The following is a 19,800-nucleotide window of genomic DNA, read 5'->3' as shown; positions in this document are numbered from 1 at the left end:
CGGATGTCTGCACCAGCCCGACCCGCGAACGACGAGACCCGAGGGTCATCGGCGCCGCCCGGCATCCTGAATCGCACGCGCGGCTCGATCTCGAGGGCGCGAATCGAAACGGTGATGGGTCGCATCGCGGGAATCTTCGGCATCGTCTTCGCACTGCAGGCCCTGCCCAACCTGCTCGCCTCGGGCGACTACCTCTCGCCGGCCTGGGCGATCGCGCTGCCCGTGGTTCTGTTCACCGGCATGCTCTCCGTGCTGATCACCAGCATCATCGCGCGCGGTGTCGCGGTCGCGGCCGGTGTGACGGCGACCGTGTTCGTCTTATCCCTCGTTCTCTGGCCCGCGGCGGTCGTGCACCCCAACGAGACGGCGCCCACGGAGCCGTGGATCTGGTACGTCGTGACGGTGGCCACGGCCTACGCAGCCATCTCGTTCAATGTCTGGCTCGCGGGCCTGTACGTCGTGCTCGTGCCGATCATGTACGCGATCCTGCGCGCCCTGCCCTCCGGCGGAGGAGCGGACGCGGGGCTGGCGGCCTTGGACGCGCTCTACGTGTTCATCCTCGGCGCCTTCATCCTCATTGTGCTCACGACTCTGCGCAACGCAGCCGACCGGGTAGACCAGGCCCAGCAGGCGGCGATGCTGCGCTACTCCGTCGCCGTGAAGCAGGATGCGATGGAGGCGGAGCGCCTGCACGTCGACGCCCTGGTGCACGACCGCGTACTCACGACTCTGCTGTCGGCGTCGAAGAGCACCAGCGCGATGGAACGCGATCTGGTGGTCGAGATGGCGCGAGACGCGCTCCGGGCCCTCCACTCGTCGGGAGAGCCGGGCAAGCCCGGATTCGAGACCACGCTCGGAGAACTGGCCGAACGCCTCGCCAACGCCGCCCGTGTTCTCTCGCCCGGGTTCGACTACGCCCACGGATCGATTCCGCAGCGCGTCGTGCCCGGCGATGTGGCGGAGGCGGTATTCTCCGCCGCGGTGCAGGCCATGGTCAACAGCCTCCAGCACGCCGACGATCCCACGGCCGACAAGGTCACTATCGAGCGCACGCTCTCAGTTCACGCCGACAAGGGCGAGGGCTTCACGGTGCAGGTCTCGGACACGGGCGTGGGCTTCGATCCCGCCCAGGTTCCGCAGGAGCGACTGGGGCTGCGCGTGAGCATCCGCGAACGTGTCTCGACGGTGGGGGGAGCCGTTCAGATTCAGTCGGTTCCCGGCGGCGGGGCCTCGATCGTGATCTTCTGGCCCGATCCCAATGCGGAGACCACGGCCGAGCACGTTCGACGTGCGTTCGACCTGGGCGAGCAGGCCTCATGATCTCGTCGCCTCGATTCATCGTCATCGGCCTCGCCGCACTGTTCTCGGCCTACCACCTCGTTCTCGCTCTCTCGTCGATCTCGGTGCCGCGCGACCCCGCGCCGGTCGTCGTCGCCATGGTGATCTACGCCGCCGTCACGGCGGTGAGCTTGTGGGCTCCCACGGCGAAACGCATGCCGGGCTGGAACGCCGCCCTCACCGTGGCGGTCGGCCCCGTTCTCTCGATTCTCGTTCTCTCCCAGCTCGATCCGCGGGCGGCGAATGGGTACGCAACGTGGTTCGTGGCCGGAGTCTTCACACTGCTCGTGATCACCACGGTGCGCGGCCAGCCTGTCTTCGCCTGGATCGGCGTCGGCGTCACGGTGGCCGCGATCGTGGTCTGGGCCGATCCCCTGGCCCTGATCGTGACGGGGGTCTTCGGTGGTGCCATGTGGGTGGCGATCGCGCATGCCCTCTCGATCGCGCTCGTGCGCGCCGAGCAGGATGCCGCCCAGTATGCCCGCGCCGGCATCAAGGCGGCCGAATGGCAGGCCAACCAGGAGGCGCTCCTCTACGAACGGCGGCACCGTCTCGAGCAGATGGACAAGCTGGCGGCTCCGATGCTGCGCCGCATCGTCGCATCCGGTGGCGATCTCGGGCCAGAGGAGCGTCGAGAGTGCCTGCACCTCGAGGCCGCGATCCGAGACGAGATCCGAGGCCGACTGCTGCTCACCGACGACGTGCGCGCCGAGGTGATGGCGGCACGGCGCCGGGGCGTGCACGTCACGATGCTCGACGACGGAGGACTCGACGCGCTACCCGAGTCGGACAGGCTCGCGGCCCTGGCCGAACTGGTCGACGTGGTGGGCGGAATCGATGCCGATCGATTGATCATCAGAACCGGCACGGAGAGCTCGGACACGGCGGTATCGGTCGTGGGCCTGCGGGAGACCGGTGAAGACGGCACCGCCGCGGCGCTCGGAGACGACGACGGCGATGACGAAGTGACCCTGTGGCACGAGATCCGGCGGCCGTGACCTTCTAGTGGTCGTGAGCTTCTGTCGGCCGTGACTGCATGAGCGCGAACGTAAAAGTGGGGCCGACGGTAATCCATCGGCCCCACAGTTACGAATCCGAGTCAGAGCACTAACCCGAATAGTGCTCTGACTCGCCCCCAGTTCACTGCCCGCTTACCCTAGATGGCAGTGGACTGGCGATGTTCATCCCGAAGGAGAACACCTAGCAAAGTCATCATGGCCCGCCGCGTGCAAGTGGCACCAGTCGGCATAAATGAGGACATGTTTTCGAAAGCCGCCGAGCCGCGGGTCTGACGCGGCTCTAGCAGGGCTGCCGCTACTTCGCGCGGCGCCATTCTCCGGCACCGGGGTGGATGGGCGTGCGCAGATCGCGGCGCGACTTCTCCCAGCCGCTCACCACCGGTACGACCGCGTCGGGCGAGGAGTCGGACGCGTTCGCGATGGCTGCCTGGAGCACCGCCGTGACCGCCGCGATCTCTTCGGGCTCGAGGTTCGGCGTGGTGATGGTGAACTCGATCGGCTCGGGTTCGGCGGCATGGCGCGGTGTCGGTGCAGTCACGAAGTCGAGGCTACATTAGGAGCACGACCTGGGGGAGGGGCGGATGTCGTCGACGCTTGGATTCATCGCGCAGTATCTGCGAACCGTTCCCTTGAGCGTCGGGTTCGCCGCGCTGCTCATCATCACGTCGATCGTGACCGGCACCATCGGCGACTTCGTGTACTCCGATCCGGCCGAAGAGACCTGGGGCGCGGGCGTCGCGACCGCGTCGAACGGTCAGTGGTGGACGTTCGTGACCGCACTCGTCATTCCGGGCGATCCTGCTCAGCTCGTAGCCGGCGTGCTTCTCTCTCTCGTGCTTCTCGGCACGGCCGAGCGCGCCATGGGTGCGCGACGAGTGATCGCGTCGTTCCTGGTCACGGGTGTCCTCGGACTCGTCGTGGGAGTCTTCTTCCAGTGGATCGGCAGCCTCGCCGGTGAGTGGTGGGCGGCCGGCACGTCGCTCGACCTGACCCTCGACCCCCTGACGCCCATCGTCGGGAGCCTGCTCACGGCATCCGCGTTTCTGTCGGCGCTGTGGCGGCGACGGGTTCGCATCGTGACTTTCTCGATTCTGTTAATGTTCGTTCTCTATGACGGAGACTCGTCGAACTCGTACAGGCTGTCGGCGGCCGTGCTGGGGCTCGTTCTCGGTCGGCTGCTGGCGCGCCGCGGAGAACCCGTCGCGCCGCAGCGCAGCTCCCACGCCGAGGTGCGGGTGCTGCTCGCCACGATCGTGGCGGTCACGGCGGTCGGCCCCGTCATCGCGCTCATCAACCCCGACGGGTTCGGGCCCTTCGCGGCCGCCAGCGAGCTGTTCCGCACCTTTCCCGACGCGGCCTCCACGACGGCGGAATGCGCCGGAGCGACGAGCGCCAGTTGCGTGCACCAGCTGGCCCTGCTGAGCCTCGCCGGCCCCGGACCCCTGCTGCTCACCTTCATTCCGCTGGTGTTACTGCTCGTCGCCGCGTGGGGTCTTCGCAAGGGTCGACGATTCGCCCTGTGGCTCGCGGTGCTGGTGAATATCGCCTTCGCGCTGCTGGCGTGGTTCTCGCTCGATGTGATGCAGACGCTGCAGACCGAGGGTGCGGGAGGGCCGTCGCTCGATGTCGTCGACTACGTGGTCTGGCTCGGAAGCGCGGTGGTCGTGCCCATCGTGATCTCCGCGGTGCTCGTGGCTCGCCGTGCTCACTTCGGTATCAGGGCGCCGCGCGAAGCGCTCATCCGGTTCACGCTCGTTTCTCTCGTCTCTCTCGTGGCGCTCTCAGTTCTGTACCTGATCGTCGGCTGGCTGACGCTCGGCAGCTATGTGCCGGATGCGACGCTGTCGCAGCTGACGGCCGACGTGTTTCGGCGCTTCATCCCGGTCAACTTCCTCGGAACCACCGGACACGTGATGGTTCCACGCGACGAGCTCACCCGGGCTGTCTTCCACTGGGTGGGTCCGCTGTTCTGGGCGATCATGGTGGCAGGCATCCTGAGGGTGTTCGCGGCCACGGATCAGACCGTGCGGGTGGGCGATCCTCAGCGGTTCAGGGCGCTGCTCAAGCGCGGCGGCGGCGGCACCATGGGGTGGATGGGCACCTGGCCCGGCAACGTCTACTGGTTCAGCGCCGATGGCGAGGCGGCCGTGGCGTACCGGGTGATCAACGACATCGCGATCACCATGAGCGATCCGGTGTGCAGAGACGATCGCGCGACGCAGACGATCCGCGAGTTCGCCGACTTCTGCGACGCCAACAGCTGGACTCCGGTGTTCTACAGCGTGCACCCGCAATACCTGCGTTCGTTCGATGACCTCGGGTGGCAGTACATGTCCGTCGGCGAGGAGACGCTGATGCATCCGGTGACCCTCGACATGGCGGGCAAGCCCTGGCAGAAGGTGCGGCAGGCACTGAACCGGGGCATCAAGGAGGGGGTCACCACCCAGTGGCTGAGCTACGACGAGCTCACGCTCTCGCAGGCGAACCAGATCAATGCGATCTCCGAGGCCTGGGTCTCTGAGAAGGAGCTGCCCGAGATGGGATTCACGCTCGGCGCCCTGGAGGAGATCAAGGACTCCGACGTGAAGCTGATGCTCGCGCTCGATCCGGAGGGCATGATCCAGGCCGTCACGAGCTGGTTGCCCATATACCGCGACGGGGTGCCGGTGGGGTACACGATCGACTTCATGCGTCGGGCGGATGGGAGCATGAATGGAACGATGGAGTTTCTCATCGCATCCGCCGCGCTGGCCATGCAGAAAGACGGCATCGAGGTGCTGAGCCTGTCGGGGGCGCCGCTGGCGTCCAAGCCTCTGGCCGCAGGAGAGGAGCCGCCGGCTCCGACCGTGCTGACGGGGCTCCTCGAGTTCCTCGCCAAGACGCTCGAGCCCGCGTATGGCTTCTCCACGCTCTTCCGCTTCAAAGCGAAGTTCAATCCGACGTACGAGACGATCTACATGGCCTACGCCGATCCACTGGAGCTGCCGGCGATCGGGGCAGCAGTGGGCAAGGCCTACCTGCCTACCGTGTCGGCCAAGGAGGCCGTCTCGCTAGTGCGCACGCTGGCCGCGAAGAAGTAGCGCCCACGCATCCTTCGCGCAGCCTCGAGCGCGCCGTTAGCGGGCGAACGCGCCACCCTAGAGCGCGCGGTGGCCCGCTAACGGCGCGCTCACTGCCGCTTTTCGCTGTCCAGCGGCCGGATGCGGAATGCGTCGGGATGGTTTGGCGGCACCTGGGGCACCCCCATCTCTAGAAGTCGCTGAGTGAGCCTGCGAGGAGATACGGCGATCGACCAGCCCCAACGGCCGAATCCATCGCTCTGCAGCCGCAACCAGTCCTCGCGAAGCTTCTCGTCCCAGAGTGCCTGTTCCGGCGTTCTTCCTCTCAGAAACGCAGGATCTTCGTACTTGGCGCGGCCATCCACTTCACCGATGGTCTTCGCGCCTCGGAACCAATAGTCCACAAAGGCGTGTTCTCCGTTCGGGCCCCAGAACTCTTTCTGAAGCTCGGGCTGAGGAAAACGGCAGCGTGCCATCGTCACCCGACTCGCGGATTCGGCTACGGACTCCGACAGTGGAGTTGCAAAGTCGACGACGCGGGCGGCTCGGGCCGAACCTCGGAAGCGTCCGAGGGCGGAGAGAAGGGCGCGGAGTTCGGCCTGGTTCGTCATCTCGTTGTGCAACGCAAAATCGGCAGCCGCGACTGCCGACATAAAGGGTGCAGAGGCCGCCATATCGATGACGGTTCGAGCTACGCCGGTCACTCGAAGACCATCGATGATGGTGAGATCTGCATGCTCAAACCCAAGGGCGTGTCGTCGAATGTGGTCGTGCGATCGGCCACCACCCGCTTTCTCGGTGAGCAGATGCACCTGGGTCGGCCATGCTCCGATCGCGGGAAGGCGCCACAGCGCCGCGGCGGAGACGCCCCACAACACAGCCTCCGCACGGCGGCTGTTGGCCACGCCGAAAACAAGCGCACGATATCGGTCAGCTGCGTTCCAGCCATCCCATTCCTGTTCGGGCGCATACACGCCGTGGCTGACGCGCAGAAGCTCGCCGCGAGAGGCTCGTCTGCGAAGAGCCGAGTCGTCACCGACAAGCAACGAGCGGTCGCGCACGTAGAGCAGTCTGTCTTCGGGGTTTCCTTGAGGCATGGCGCCAGAATGCCGTGGGGTCGAGGCAATGAGGGTGGACTTTCTCGCGAATGTGCACGATTCAGCGTCGGCGCCTTCCGTGGAGGAACGGCGAACACATCGATGTCGTTGGCGAACGCGCTGTCGGCGGGCGGACGCGCGGTCAGGGCAGGCGCGCTCGCCCGCTAAGAGAGCGTTCGGGCTTAGAGCCTTAAGTAGCGCCCACGGGCGAGTGGCTCGGATGCGTCAAGCCCTGCCGCCGGTGGGGGTCGCCGCCGTAGCGTCGTACGTATGAGCACATCGAACTTCTCACCACGCCGCGCCATCGTCACCGGATCGAACTCGGGTATCGGCAGGGCGACCGCCCTCGCCCTCGCCGAGGCGGGCATGGATGTCGGCATCACGTTCCACTCCGATTCCGACGGCGCCGAAGAGACGGCCGACATGGTGCGCTCCCTCGGGCGCGACGCACACATCGCGCAGCTCGACACCGGCGAGCTCGACTCGGTCTTTGGCACCATCACCTCGTTGATCGAGAAGCTCGGCGGTCTCGACGTCTTCGTCAACAATGCCGGCGTCATGGATGTCGCACCGTTTCTCGAGATGGACCTGGAGACCTGGCGTCACACGATCGCCGCCGACCTCGACGGCGCATTCATCGCCATCCAGACCGCCGCGAAGACGATGGTCGAACAGGGCGCCGGTGGGCGCATCATCGGGGTCACGAGCGTGCACGAACATCAGCCGCGGGTCGGGTCGAGCGCCTACGACGCGGCGAAGCACGGTTTCGGCGGACTGCTCAAGACGGCGGCGCTCGAGCTGGGGCAGCACGACATCACCGTCAACGCGGTGGCTCCGGGCGAGATCGCCACGCCCATGAACGACATGACCGACGAGGACGCGTTCAACACCCACCGCCCAGGCATCCCGCTCGGCCGCTCCGGCATCGCCGGTGAGATCGCGTCGGTCATCGCGTTCTTGGCGTCACCCGCCTCGAGCTACGTGACGGGCGCATCGTGGGCCGTTGACGGCGGCATGCTGCAGATGGGCCCGCAGGGCGGATCGCACCTCACGACAGACGACTGGCGCGGAGCGGCGACGGAGTAACCCCGCGTTACAGCGGGATGTTGCCGTGCTTCTTCGTGGGCAGGCTCGCGCGCTTGGTGCGCAACGCCCTGAGCGCCTTCACAACCGCGACGCGGGTGGCCGCCGGCTCGATCACGCCGTCGAGTTCACCGCGTTCCGCGGCGAGGAACGGTGACGCGACGTTATACGTGTACTCGTTGGCGAGCCTCGTGCGCACAGCGGCCACGTCTTCGCCGGCCTCTTCTGCCCGCTTGATCTCGCCGCGGTAGAGGATGTTGACGGCACCCTGGCCGCCCATGACGGCGATCTCGGCGGTGGGCCACGCGAGGTTGATGTCGGCGCCGAGCTGCTTGGAGCCCATCACGATGTACGCTCCGCCGTAGGCCTTGCGGGTGATCACGGTGATGAGGGGAACGGTGGCCTCGGCGTAGGCGTAGAGCAGCTTCGCGCCGCGGCGGATGACACCCGTCCACTCCTGATCGGTTCCCGGGAGGTAGCCGGGCACATCGACGAGGGTGAGGATCGGGATGGAGAACGCGTCGCAGAAGCGCACGAACCGCGCGGCCTTCTCGCCGGCCTCGATGTTCAGCGTTCCGGCCATGGCGTTGGGCTGGTTGGCCACGATCCCGACCGAGCGGCCCTCGACCCGGGCGAAGCCCACCACGATGTTGGGCGCGTACAGCGGCTGGGTCTCGAGGAACTCGCCGTTGTCGACGATGTGCTCGATGACGGTGTGCACGTCGTAGGGCTGGTTCGGCGAATCCGGGATGAGCGTGTTGAGCTTGCGGTCGGCATCCGTGATCTCGAGCTCGACCTCGCTGTCGTACACCGGGGCATCCGACAGATTGTTGTCGGGCAGGTAGCTGATCAGTCCGCGCGCGAAGTCCAGCGCGTCTTCCTCATCGCTGGCCAGATAGTGCGAGACGCCCGAGACGGTGTTGTGGGTGAGTGCTCCGCCGAGCTCCTCCATGCCCACGTCTTCGCCGGTGACCGTCTTGATGACATCGGGGCCGGTCACGAACATCTGGCTGGTCTTGTCGACCATGATCACGAAGTCGGTGAGGGCGGGGGAGTAGACCGCGCCGCCCGCCGCGGGGCCCATGATGATCGAGATCTGCGGGATGACTCCCGAGGCCTGCGTATTGCGGCGGAAGATCTCGCCGTACTTGCCGAGAGCGACGACGCCCTCCTGGATGCGGGCTCCGCCGGAGTCGAGCATGCCGATGATCGGCACGCCGGTCTTGAGGGCGAGGTCCATGACCTTGATGATCTTCTCGCCGGCGACCTCGCCGAGCGACCCGCCGAAGATCGTGAAGTCCTGTGAATAGACGGCGACCTGGCGCCCGTGAATCGTGCCCGTGCCTGTGACGACCGCGTCACCGTAGGGGCGCGACTTCTCCATGCCGAAGGCCACGGTGCGGTGGCGAACGAACTCGTCGATCTCGACGAACGAGCCCGCGTCGAGCAGCTCTTCGATGCGCTCGCGGGCGGTCTTCTTGCCCCGGGCGTGCTGCTTGGCGATGGCCGCCTCACCACTGGCGGTCACGGCCTCGTGGTACCTGTTCTTCAGGTCGACCAGCTTGCCCGCTGTGGTGTACATGTCCGGCGCCTGTGCAGTTACGTCTTCGCTCACCGGTTCACTCTACCGGCCAGCCATCGCCGCCAACCGTTGGTTGGTTGCTACAAATTTGCCGCGCATCCATTGGTTCGAGCCCGTGCGCCGCGCCGACAAGCGACAGGTGCTGCGCCTAGGGTGATGCCTATGAAACTGCCCCTCAGTTCCGCGGTCGCCGAGCGCCTCGAGTGGCTTCCGCGCGTCGGTTCGACGAACGATGCGCTGCGCGAGCGGGCCACAGGGCCGGATGCCTCGGCCTGGCCCGATCTGTCGGTGGTCGCCACAGACACGCAGACTCAGGGCCGGGGAAGACTCGGTCGCACCTGGACCGCGCCCGCCGGAAAGTGTCTCGCCGTGTCCGTTCTGCTGCGGCAGCCGATCGGGTCGTCTGTTCTGCCGCCCGACAGCCTGGGCTGGCTGCCACTCATGGCGGGGGTGGCAATGACGCAGGTGGTGCGTTCGCTCATCGATGGAGAGATCGGTCACGCGACGAGCGTGCACCACCGCCCGGTGGCCTCGCTCAAGTGGCCCAACGATGTTCTGATCGACGGTGCGAAGGTCAGCGGAATCCTCAGCGAGCTCGTGCCGTCGACCGGGGTCATCGTCGGCGCCGGATTGAACGTCTCGCTCACCGAGAACGAGCTCCCGGTCTCCACGGCCACCTCTCTGCTTCTCGCCGGAGTTCGGCACGCCTCGCTCGACGCGGCGCTCGCCGGGTACGTGATCAACCTGTCGCGCCTCTACCGCGACTTCGTGCGCTTCGAGGGCGATGCCGTGCAGAGCGGGCTGCATGCCCTGGTCACCGCGTTGTGCGGCACGCTGGGCAGCCCCGTTCTGGCCGAGCTTCCCGGAGGCGAGGTCGTCTCGGGCATCGCCCGCGAAATCGACGAGCTGGGACGCATCGGTATCGATCGCGACTCGGATGGCTGGAGAGTCGTCGTGGCCGCAGGAGATATCACCCACCTGAAGGTTTAATAGGCCCATGCCCGCTCCGCAGCATCCGCGTCCGAGCTTCGGTGCGCTCATCCACGGTTCGGATGCGCAGACGGAGGTCTTCGCGGCCGAGCGCTCGGCGCCTGCCCTGGCCCGTGCGCAGAGCGCCTACGACGAGACCGTGGTGACCGAACGCATCCGGCCCCAGGGCCAGCCGCCCCAGAGCCCGGCTGCCCACGGTCAGTACGCCCACGGCGCCTCGGATGCCACGGGCCCGCCCGCCGAGCAGGCAGAGCCTGAGCGTGTGGTCGCCAAGTTCCGCTCTCACGGTCGGCGCCTGTTCTTTCCCACGATTCTTCTCATCGCCATCGCCGGAGCGACGGGTTACTTCTCCGGATGGTTCGCCGAGGAATGGCAGAACTGGTCTGTGCTCGCCGCGGGAGCGCTGCTCGCCGTTCTGTTCTTCGTCATTCCCGCGGTGAAATGGTTGAGCGTGCGCTACGTGCTCACCACTCGGCGCGTCATCCTGCGCCGCGGCCTGCTGGTGAATACCCGCAGCGAGGTGATGCTCTCTCGTGCGGGCGACCTGACCGTGCGCAAGTCCGTGCTCCAGGTGATGTTCCGCACCGGAGACGTGCGCATCGGCACTGCGCCGGGGGAGTACGCGGTTCTTCGCGATGTGCCTCGGCCCGACCTGGTGTCCGAGGCGATCGGAGACCTCATCGAGGCGCAGCACGTTCCGGCGCACGCCGTGAGATTCCGACGAACCGATGAAGACAATCCGTGGTGGGACGAACAGCAGCCTCATTAGGCGGAGTAGCCTCTGGAGCATGTTGGAATTCAAAGGCGAGAAACTCGAGCAGGTCTGGGTCGGCAACGAGCACGTCGCGAGCATTCGCGAGGCCTCGGGTCACGGCGAAGGGCCATTCATCATCGAGACGGTCGACGGCGTCGAGATCCATCAGGCGGCCGACCTGCACCTCGCAGAGCTCTGGGTCGCACAGCACTCCGACAGCATTCTGGGCCGCCCGAACTAAGCTGTACGCGTGGAATATCGCGTAGGTGTCATCGGTGGCGGTCAACTGGCTCGAATGATGATTCCCGCGGCGGTGAATCTCGGCATAGACCTCAAGGTGCTCGCCGAGAACCCCGGATCGTCGGCGGCGCTCGCGGCGAGCGAGGTGGGTGACTATCTCGACCGCGACACGGTTCTCGCCTTCGCCCAGACCGTCGACGTGATCACCTTCGACCACGAGCATGTGCCGCAGGCCATCCTGCATGCCCTCGTCGAGGCGGGCCACGACGTGCGGCCCGGCCCGGATGCGCTGCTGTACGCGCAAGACAAGATCCTGATGCGCGAGAAGCTCGAGCAGCTCGGAGTGCCGGTTCCTGTCTGGGCGGCGGTGTCGAACGCCGACGAGCTCGCCACGTTCATCTCAGACAACGGTGGCCACGCTGTCGTGAAGACGCCGCGCGGCGGGTACGACGGTAAGGGCGTGCGCGTCGTGTCGCATTCCGACGAGGTCGCCGACTGGTTTCTCGCGCTCGCCGAAGACGGCAACGGGGGATCGCTGCTCGCAGAAGAGCGGGTCGACTTCAGTCGCGAGCTCGCTCAGATGGTCGCCCGCCGGCCATCGGGTGACATGCAGCTGTGGCCCGTGGTCGAGTCGATTCAGCGAGACGGCGTCTGCGCCGAGGTCATCGCCCCCGCGCCGCGGAGCGCCGGACGCGTCGCCGACGTCGCGGCCGACATCGCCACCGCGATCGCGGAGGGCGTCGGCGTGACCGGAGTCTTCGCCGTCGAGCTCTTCGAGACCACCGACGAGCGTCTTCTCGTGAACGAGCTGGCGATGCGCCCGCACAACACCGGCCACTGGTCGATCGACGGCTCGACCACGAGTCAGTTCGAGCAGCACCTGCGAGCCGTCCTCGACCTGCCCTTGGGTGCTACAGGATGCCGCGACACCTGGTCGGTCATGGTCAACGTGCTCGGCGGGCCCGCCGAGGGAACTCTGGCCGACCGCTACCTCACCGCCTTCGCCGATCAGCCCACGGTCAAGTTCCACAACTACGGCAAGGCTCCGCGCCCCGGCCGCAAGGTCGGACACGTCACCGCAGGCGGCGACGACCTCGACCAGGTTGTGTTCGAGGCGCGTGCCGCAGCGGCTTTCTTCCAGAACTGACGTTTACCATGGGCCAATGCCCGTAATCACGCCTCTCGTCGGTGTCGTCATGGGGTCAGACTCTGACTTCTCGGTGATGGCCGACGCCGTCGCCGTCCTCAACGACTTCGGCATCGCCCATGAGGTGCAGGTCGTCTCGGCCCACCGCACTCCCGAGAAGATGATCGACTACGGCCGCACCGCTCGCGATCGCGGTCTGAAGGTGATCATCGCCGGCGCCGGTGGTGCCGCTCATCTTCCGGGCATGATCGCCGCTGTCACGACCCTCCCGGTCGTGGGCGTTCCCGTTCCCCTCGCCCGTCTCGACGGCCTCGACTCGCTGCTGTCGATCGTGCAGATGCCCGCCGGTATCCCCGTGGCCACCGTGTCTATCGGCGGCGCCAAGAATGCTGGCCTCATCGCTGTGAGCATTCTCTCGACCTTCGATGACACCCTCGCGGGAAAGCTCGGCGACTACCGCGAAGAGCTCACGGCCCTCGTCGAGCAGAAGAACCAGGACCTGCAAGCACGCCTATGACTACTGTGAATGCACCCATCCGCTACCCGGATGTGGCCTCTCCAAAGGTGATGACCGCCCGAGCCTGGGTACTGGTCGTACTCAACTTTGTGCTCCCCGGATCCGCTCAGGTGCTCGCCGGCAGTAGACGCCTCGGGCGCTTCGGACTCGGCTGCACGCTCGCGCTCGTCGGACTCGCGATCGTGGCCGGCATCGTCTATCTCATCTGGCCCCAGATGATCTTCTCGGTCTTCACGAACGAGTGGAGCCTCTGGGCAGTGCAGATCATCCTCATGGCCTACGCCGTTCTCTGGGTCATCCTGGCTCTCGATACCCTGCGCCTGGTGCGGCTCGTTCGCACGCGACCCAACGCTCGCGGCTGGATCGCAGGCTTCACCACGGTGCTCCTGGTGCTGTTCGCGGGTGGTGCCGGCTACGGCGCCTACCTCGTCAACGTGACTCGCGACACGGTCGCGTCGATCTTCGCCGTGCAGGCGAATGCCGAGCCTCCGGTCGACGGCCGGTACAACATCCTGCTTCTCGGCGGCGACGCAGGCGCCGACCGTGACGGCCTGCGCCCCGACAGCATCACTGTGGTGAGCATCGAAGCCGATACCGGTCGCGCCACGATGATCGGTGTGCCGCGTGATCTGCAGCAGGTGCCGTTCCCCGAGGGCTCTCCTCTCATCGGCTCCGACTACGACGAAAACGGCACGGGCGTCTACGACTGCGGCTCCGACTGCCAGATCAGCTTCCTCTATCCGCGGGTCGAGGCCTACGACCAGGACCTCTACCCGAACGCCGAAGCCGAGGGATCGAACGCGGGAATCGAGGCGACGAAAGACGCGGTCGAGGGTGCACTCAATCTCACGATCCAGTACTACGTGCTGATCGACATGCAGGGCTTCGCTCAACTCATCGATGCGCTCGGCGGAGTCGACATCAACGTGACCGAGCGTCTGCCCATCGGTGGAGATGAGAACCTCAACGAGGTCGAGGGCTGGATCGAGCCGGGTCAGCAGCACATGGACGGGACCACCGCCCTCTGGTACGCGCGCTCCCGCCACACGACGAGCGACTACGACCGCATGGGCCGCCAGCGCGAGCTGCAGACGGCGATTCTGACGCAGTTCCAGCCCGCCAACGTACTGAGCAAGTTCCAGGGCATCGCGCAGGCCGGTGCTGACGTCGTGAAGACAGACGTGCCGCAGTCGACGCTGGCCTACTTCCTCGACCTCGCGCTGAAGACCAAGAACCTTCCGGTCGACAATGTCGAACTCGTTCCACCGGCGGTCGATCCCGAAGATCCCGATTGGGACTCGGTGAGGCAGTCCGTGAGCGATGCGCTCGTGCTCAGTTCGTCGAAGACCGGGACGCAGTAGGCGTGCGTTCGGACAACTGAGCACGAGCTACGCGAAGCCGGTCAGATCCGACACGTCGGAGCCTTGATGCGGTCGCGCTGTGTGCCCCTTGGTGTCGCGCTAGAGGTCGGCGTGGAGCTGCCAGACTTTTTCTGCGGAATCGCGCCAGCTGAATGCGCGAGACCGGTCGTAACCTCCGACAGACAGACGCTCGAACAGTTGGGTGTCGCCCAAGACTCGCGTGATCGCCGCGGCAATGCGCTCTGGGTAACCTGCAGCGTCGTCTCGTTCGACTGACACGCTGGCCCCAGCGGTGACCTCGAGAAGGGCAGCGACGTCGGAGTGAATCACCGGTGTGCCGAAGTTCATCGCTTCGATCACGGGCAGACCGAAACCCTCGGCAAGACTCGGGTACACGAAGAGCGATGCGCGATCGAGGAGCAGGGCGAGGTCGGAGTCGGAGACGAATCCCATAGTGCGCACGCGTTCGGGCGCCAGGCCGGCGTCGGCGACGACGCGGGCGACGTTGAGGTCACCCCATCCGTCGGGACCAGCAATGAGTAGGGGAAGGTCGGGAACTCCGGGCCGGGCCAGAGCCTGGATCAACGGCGCGAGCCCCTTGCGGGGTTCGAGGGTGCCGACGGTGAGCATGTATTCGGCCGGCAGGTCGAGCTCGGAAGCGCGCGCGTCGGCGTTCTCGGGAATGACCAGCTTCGAGCTGACTGCGCCGCCGATGACACGAACGCGGTCGCCGAAGTTCACGAACTCGCTCAGCTCCGCCGCAACGGCGTGAGTGGGCACCACGATGGCGTCGGCGTAGCGCCTGGCTCGTTTGGCCAGCCCTTTATGCCAGGCCACGCCGTGCTTGGTGAGGGTCTCCGGGTGCGTCCACGGAACGACATCGTGGATGGTGACGGCGACCTGCTCGCCGATCGAGTTGACGCGGTCGATCTTGCGCAATGGTGCAAGAAGGCTCGGCGCGTGAATCATGCCGCGACCCTTGGCGCCGGTCGAAAAGCCGTGCTGCCATGCACGGGCGAGTTCGCGGCGAGGCAAAGGCAGACGCGTGAGCTTCTCGAGGCCAGGCAGGCGAGAGAGAGTCTCGTCGTACGTTTCGTTCGGCACCTTCGAGATGATGCCCTCGACATCGCAGCCGCGTGGTCTCGTGGCGATCAACTCACGTGTCAATTCTTCTGTATAGCGACCGATGCCCCCCGGTACCGTCGCCACCATCTGATCAATGATCACCCTGAGGGTCGTCATCAGTCTCCAAATACTTCCCGAGTGAGCAGCAGAGTGCAGCTCACTGGACGGTCGCGCATGCGTTCGAATTCCGCTCGGGACCTGCGACAGGTCTGGAAATAACCGGGTGGACAAGCCGCGGGGCGGAACGAACAAGACGACGAACTGTCCGTGCGCTCGACCCTATCAGGGACAAATGAGGCTTCCTGAAAGGCTGCCCGGTAGACTTCTCGACCATGCGCGGAATCATTCTCGCCGGCGGCTCAGGTACCCGGCTCTGGCCTATCACGAAGGGCATCAGCAAGCAGCTGATGCCGATCTACGACAAGCCCATGATCTACTACCCCCTCTCGACGCTGATGATGGCCGGCATCAGCGAGATCCTCATCATCACGACGCCCGAGTACAACGAGCAGTTCAAAGCGCTCCTCGGCGATGGCAGCGACCTTGGCATCCGTCTCGAGTACGCGGTGCAGCCGTCGCCCGACGGTCTCGCTCAGGCCTTCATCATCGGTGAGGAGTTCATCGGCGACGAGAGCGTCGCTCTTGTTCTCGGCGACAACATCTTCCACGGCACGGGCCTCGGTTCGAGCCTGCGGAACAACACCGACTTCGACGGTGCATTGATCTTCGCCTATCACGTCGCCAACCCGCGTGCCTACGGCGTCGTCGAGTTCGATGACGCCAACGTTGCTGTGTCGATCGAAGAGAAGCCCCTCGAGCCCAAGAGCAACTACGCCGTTCCCGGCCTCTACTTCTACGACAACTCCGTTGTCGAGATCGCGAAGACCATCGAGCCGAGTGCTCGGGGAGAGCTCGAGATCTCGACGGTCAACGAGCGCTATCTCAAGCAGGGCAACCTTCGGGTTCAGGTCCTCGATCGAGGCACGGCCTGGCTCGACACGGGAACATTCGAGTCGATGGTTCAGGCCACGGAGTTCGTGCGCGTGGTCGAAGACCGCCAGGGGTTCAAGATCGGGTGCATCGAGGAAATCGCCTGGCGTGCCGGATGGATCTCCGACGAGCAGCTCCGGGTCCTTGCGGCCCCTCTCGTCAAAAGCGGCTACGGGGCATACCTCAATACCCTGCTCGACGCGCGCTGACAGATGACCGCAGACATCCTCTTCTCGAAGCCGTTTCACGCGCCTCGGGAGATGGAGAATCTCGCGCGCGTCGTGCAGAGCGATCACGCTCACGGTGACGGGGAATTCACTCGTTCGGCCACGCGTCGTCTGACTGGCATCACCGGGGCTCCGGCGGCGCTGCTGACGACGTCTGGTTCGCACGCGCTCGAACTCGCGAGTCGGCTCCTCGACCTCGGCCCGGGCGACGAGGTGATCCTTCCGAGCTTCACTTTTCCCTCCGCTGCCAACGCCATCGCTCTCACCGGCGCAACGTGCGTGTTCGTCGACGTCGACCTGCGTTATGGCAACATCGACCCGCAGCAGGTCGCCGAGGCGATCACGCCGCGCACGAAGGCGGTCTCTGTGGTCAGCTACGGGGGAGTGGCTGTCGACTTCGACTCGATCGAGGGCATCGCAGAGCAACACGGGCTGGCCGTCATCGAGGACAACGCGCACGGTTTGGGCGGGGAATACCGCGGTCGCCAGCTGGGCACGTTCGGAGTGGTCGCCATCCAGAGTTTCCACGACACGAAGAACGTGCACTCCGGCGAGGGTGGTGCCATTCTGATCAACGATCCGTCGATGCTGGAGCGAGCCGAGATCGTTCGGGAGAAGGGCACCAACCGCGCACGGTTCCTGCGCGGCCAGGTCGACAAGTACACCTGGGTCGATGCCGGGTCGAGCTACCTCATGAGCGAGTACAACGCGGCGGTGCTCGACTCGCAGCTCGAGTCCTTCGACTTGATCCAGGCGAAGAGGCACGCCATCTGGAACAGCTACGCGGATCGCCTTCCGGCCTGGGCCGAGGCAGAGAACGTGCGATTGATGGACGTGCCGGACGACCGCCGACACCCGGCGCACCTCTTCTTCCTCCAAGCCCCCGATCACGAGTATCAGAGTGCTCTTCTCGCACATCTGCGCTCGATGGGCGTCGTGGCCACGTTCCACTACATTCCTCTCGATTCGGCGCCGGCGGGCCTGCGTTTCGGGCGTCGGCTGCGTGAACTGTCGTCGAGCCAGAGCTTCTCCGAGCGACTGGTGCGTCTGCCGCTCTGGGCCGATATGAGCGACGACCAGGTCGACCGAGTGATCGCGGCCGTCACCTCGTTTCACCGATGAAGACCGTTCTCCTGCGGCTTTCGGGCTTCACGGTCTTTCCTCTTCTCTCCCTGATCACCCCGTTCCTACTCCTGCCGATCGTCTCCGGCATCGTCGGGGGAGACGGGGTGTCGAGTGTGATCTCCGGCCAGGCGATCGGCACCTTCGCTGCCACGGCGCTCATGTGGGGGTGGAATGTCGATGGGCCGGTTGCCATCGCTCGAGCGACTACACCCGGCGAAAGAGCGACGGTCTATCTTCGAAGCGTTCGCACGAGGATCGTGCTGATGGTGTTCGCTCTTCCGATCGCGTCCGTCATCGCCGCCTTCGTCGCCGTGCCGGAGTTCCGTGTCGAGGCGGTGTCGATGACCCTTGCTACGGCGCTCGTGGGCATGTCTCCCGCCTGGTTCTGCATAGGGCTCGGCCAGCCCAAGCTGCTCGCCTACTACGACACCATTCCGAGGTTCGCGGCGACCCTCGTCGCCGTTCCGCTGTTGCTCGTGACGCAGCAGGTGTGGAGCTACACGCTCGTCCTCGCGGTCGCGACGGTGATCAGCCTCATGCTCTTCCACCGCCGTTTCTCGCCCGGGGGTGTGTGGCTCCCGAAACCGATCGGCGCAGCGCTCAGCGATCTTCGATCGCAGCGTCACACCGCCGGCATCAGCATGGCGGGCAGCGCATACGCATCCACACCGGCGCCGATCGCGACGGCGACGACGAGCCCCCTCGCGTCCGGGAGCCTGTCGACCGCCGACACCCTGTATCGCTTCGGTCTGTTCACCGTTGTGGCGCTGGGCAATGCCTTTCAGAGCTGGACGATCGAGCCCGGGATCGCCAACAGGCGCCAGCGGCACGCGTTCGCTCTGTGGTCGCACATCGGTCTCGGCGCGGCGGGCCTCGTCATCCTTGTCTTGGCGGGGCCTTGGGTCAGCGAGATCCTGTTCGCGGGGCAGGCCCGTGCCACCGTCGAGGTGTGTTTCTACTACGGCATCGCGTTCTTCTTCCTCTCGGCCGGAACACCCCTGATGCGCAACGTGCTGATTCCCGCCGGACGCCAACGGCTGATCCTGCGCTGGACGCTGATCTCTGCAGTGCTCGGAATCGGCGCGATGCTCGTGGCCGGCTTGTCTGGTCATGCTCCGCTGATCGCTCTGGGAATGGCCCTCAGCGAGGCCGTGCTGTGCGCGGCCCTCGCCATCCCCGCCTTCCGAGAACTGCGGCGTGAGAAAGACGAAGACCATGTCGGCTGAGCTGAGCGCTTCGAGCGTCGTCGCGATCGTGGCGTCGTACCGCCCCGATGCAGAGCTGGTCGCCACCGTCGTGTCTCTGGCCGAGCAGTTCGAGCACGTCGTGATCGTCGACGACGGATCTCCTGCGGAGTTCGCAGATCGTCTCGATGCCATCGAGGCCACGGGTGTTCGTGTCATCCGTCGGCCGCGGAACGCGGGCATCGCCGCAACCCTGAACGCCGGAATCCGCGCGGCCGAAGAGAGCTGGCGCCCTGACTTCTTCGTGACCTTCGACCAGGATTCGGTGCCGGTCGACGACTACGCCGATCGGGCGCTGGCGACGTTCCGCCAGGCGCGGGCAGCGGGTCGCCGAGTCGGGTTCGTGGTCGCCTCGTCGTACAGCGGGCACGCCGTGCACGTACGCGGAAACGTCGATGGGTTCGCCATCGCCTTCGACCCCATGCAATCGGGCTTCGTCATCGCCCGCCAGACGATCGAGGCCATCGGCCACCTCGACGAGGGGCTCGTGATCGACGGCGTCGACAGCGAGTACACGGCTCGGGCGCGCGCGGCCGGCCTCGACGTGCTCGTGGGGGCCGGATGTGACATCCTGCATCAACTCGGACGGCGCGACCCGGCGCGGCTGTTCGGGCGGCCGCTGCGCGTGCTGGGCCACGAAATCAGTTACAACTACCACTCGCCGACGAGGGTCTATTACATCGCCCGCAACGGGACGACCCTGACACGACGCTACCTTCTGAAGGACCCGTCGTGGGTGCTGCGCCGGCTCAGCGAGGAGACCAAGGCGCATGTGCTGCGTCTGGCCTTCAGCCCGAACCGGCGCTCGATCGCGGCTGCGATGGCTGCGGGGTACAGGGATTCGTTTCGGGGCCGCGACGGTCTGGTGCCGCCGTCGTTGTCCCGCCGGCTCCGCTGAGCTG

The 19,800-nt window shown here is 66.0% G+C and carries 18 protein-coding genes; 14 read left to right on the top strand and 4 right to left on the bottom strand.

From position 1 onward, the window contains the following. The first annotated feature begins 3 nt into the window (after positions 1 to 3). Together ASE64_RS02675 and ASE64_RS02670 are read left to right on the top strand one after the other, a co-directional pair. Complete coding sequence (locus ASE64_RS02675) at positions 4 to 1,320, top strand: ATP-binding protein (RefSeq protein ID WP_082465846.1); 1,317 nt, start codon at positions 4 to 6, stop codon at positions 1,318 to 1,320. Further along, complete coding sequence (locus tag ASE64_RS02670; protein WP_055775537.1) at positions 1,317 to 2,336, top strand: hypothetical protein; 1,020 nt, start codon at positions 1,317 to 1,319, stop codon at positions 2,334 to 2,336. The genes ASE64_RS02675 and ASE64_RS02670 overlap by 4 nt, the downstream gene beginning before the upstream one ends. A 316-nt stretch (positions 2,337 to 2,652) precedes the next feature. Here the strand turns inward: ASE64_RS02670 and ASE64_RS02665 are convergent, their stop codons facing one another. Beyond that, on the bottom strand, positions 2,653 to 2,895 hold the full coding sequence (locus ASE64_RS02665; RefSeq protein WP_235480472.1) for an acyl-CoA carboxylase subunit epsilon: 243 nt from the start codon (positions 2,893 to 2,895) through the stop codon (positions 2,653 to 2,655). Between the two features lie 43 nt (positions 2,896 to 2,938). Between ASE64_RS02665 and ASE64_RS02660 the strand changes: the two genes are divergently transcribed. Then, complete coding sequence (locus ASE64_RS02660) at positions 2,939 to 5,437, top strand: bifunctional lysylphosphatidylglycerol flippase/synthetase MprF (protein ID WP_055775532.1); 2,499 nt, start codon at positions 2,939 to 2,941, stop codon at positions 5,435 to 5,437. Positions 5,438 to 5,526: 89 nt separating this feature from the next. Here ASE64_RS02660 and ASE64_RS02655 read toward each other — a convergent pair whose 3' ends face one another. Beyond that, on the bottom strand, positions 5,527 to 6,477 hold the full coding sequence (locus tag ASE64_RS02655) for a hypothetical protein (protein WP_156351614.1): 951 nt from the start codon (positions 6,475 to 6,477) through the stop codon (positions 5,527 to 5,529). Positions 6,478 to 6,783: 306 nt separating this feature from the next. Here ASE64_RS02655 and ASE64_RS02650 point away from each other — a divergent pair, with 306 nt between their 5' ends. Next, on the top strand, positions 6,784 to 7,599 hold the full coding sequence (locus tag ASE64_RS02650) for an SDR family oxidoreductase (RefSeq protein WP_055775526.1): 816 nt from the start codon (positions 6,784 to 6,786) through the stop codon (positions 7,597 to 7,599). 7 nt (positions 7,600 to 7,606) lie between these two features. Here the strand turns inward: ASE64_RS02650 and ASE64_RS02645 are convergent, their stop codons facing one another. Then, positions 7,607 to 9,178: an acyl-CoA carboxylase subunit beta gene (locus ASE64_RS02645; RefSeq protein ID WP_044441817.1), complete on the bottom strand. Its 1,572-nt coding sequence runs from the start codon at positions 9,176 to 9,178 to the stop codon at positions 7,607 to 7,609. 162 nt (positions 9,179 to 9,340) lie between these two features. Between ASE64_RS02645 and ASE64_RS02640 the strand changes: the two genes are divergently transcribed. Genes ASE64_RS02640 through ASE64_RS02615 form a run of 6 tightly spaced genes read left to right on the top strand, consistent with a single transcriptional unit; the run spans position 9,341 to position 14,187 of the window. Next, a complete protein-coding gene (locus ASE64_RS02640; RefSeq protein WP_055775524.1) occupies positions 9,341 to 10,168 on the top strand; it encodes a biotin--[acetyl-CoA-carboxylase] ligase in 828 nt (275 codons plus the stop codon). Between the two features lie 7 nt (positions 10,169 to 10,175). Continuing rightward, entirely contained in the window at positions 10,176 to 10,937 is a 762-nt protein-coding gene (locus ASE64_RS02635) for a PH domain-containing protein (protein ID WP_055775521.1), read from the top strand. A gap of 19 nt (positions 10,938 to 10,956) precedes the next feature. After that, positions 10,957 to 11,163, top strand: a complete 207-nt coding sequence (locus ASE64_RS02630; protein ID WP_055775518.1) for a hypothetical protein — start codon at positions 10,957 to 10,959, stop codon at positions 11,161 to 11,163. A gap of 9 nt (positions 11,164 to 11,172) precedes the next feature. Further along, on the top strand, positions 11,173 to 12,309 hold the full coding sequence (locus tag ASE64_RS02625; RefSeq protein WP_156351613.1) for a 5-(carboxyamino)imidazole ribonucleotide synthase: 1,137 nt from the start codon (positions 11,173 to 11,175) through the stop codon (positions 12,307 to 12,309). A gap of 16 nt (positions 12,310 to 12,325) precedes the next feature. Beyond that, on the top strand, positions 12,326 to 12,826 hold the full coding sequence (gene purE / locus ASE64_RS02620; RefSeq protein ID WP_055775514.1) for a 5-(carboxyamino)imidazole ribonucleotide mutase: 501 nt from the start codon (positions 12,326 to 12,328) through the stop codon (positions 12,824 to 12,826). Then, positions 12,823 to 14,187: an LCP family protein gene (locus ASE64_RS02615; protein WP_055775511.1), complete on the top strand. Its 1,365-nt coding sequence runs from the start codon at positions 12,823 to 12,825 to the stop codon at positions 14,185 to 14,187. Before purE ends, ASE64_RS02615 begins: the two co-directional genes overlap by 4 nt. Before the next feature lie 99 nt (positions 14,188 to 14,286). On the opposite strand, the gene ASE64_RS02610 is transcribed toward ASE64_RS02615, so the two are convergent. Then, entirely contained in the window at positions 14,287 to 15,429 is a 1,143-nt protein-coding gene (locus ASE64_RS02610) for a glycosyltransferase family 4 protein (protein WP_055775508.1), read from the bottom strand. Between the two features lie 215 nt (positions 15,430 to 15,644). Here ASE64_RS02610 and rfbA point away from each other — a divergent pair, with 215 nt between their 5' ends. From rfbA to ASE64_RS02590, 4 genes are read left to right on the top strand one after another with little or no spacing between them, the layout of a single operon-like run. After that, positions 15,645 to 16,511 carry a glucose-1-phosphate thymidylyltransferase RfbA gene (gene rfbA, locus ASE64_RS02605; protein WP_055775506.1) on the top strand — a complete coding sequence of 289 codons (867 nt, stop codon included), beginning with the start codon at positions 15,645 to 15,647 and terminating at the stop codon, positions 16,509 to 16,511. A 3-nt stretch (positions 16,512 to 16,514) separates the two neighbouring features. Beyond that, positions 16,515 to 17,651 carry a dTDP-4-amino-4,6-dideoxygalactose transaminase gene (gene rffA, locus ASE64_RS02600; RefSeq protein ID WP_055775503.1) on the top strand — a complete coding sequence of 379 codons (1,137 nt, stop codon included), beginning with the start codon at positions 16,515 to 16,517 and terminating at the stop codon, positions 17,649 to 17,651. Further along, a complete protein-coding gene (locus tag ASE64_RS02595; protein WP_055775500.1) occupies positions 17,648 to 18,880 on the top strand; it encodes a hypothetical protein in 1,233 nt (410 codons plus the stop codon). Before rffA ends, ASE64_RS02595 begins: the two co-directional genes overlap by 4 nt. Then, entirely contained in the window at positions 18,852 to 19,796 is a 945-nt protein-coding gene (locus ASE64_RS02590) for a glycosyltransferase (RefSeq protein ID WP_156351612.1), read from the top strand. The genes ASE64_RS02595 and ASE64_RS02590 overlap by 29 nt, the downstream gene beginning before the upstream one ends. The last annotated feature ends 4 nt before the right edge of the window (positions 19,797 to 19,800 follow it).

The sequence above is a fragment of the Agreia sp. Leaf210 genome (assembly GCF_001421485.1).
GTDB lineage: Bacteria > Actinomycetota > Actinomycetes > Actinomycetales > Microbacteriaceae > Agreia.
The sequence above is the reverse complement of the archived record's forward strand: the minus strand, read 5'-3'. Positions and strand labels throughout refer to the sequence as shown.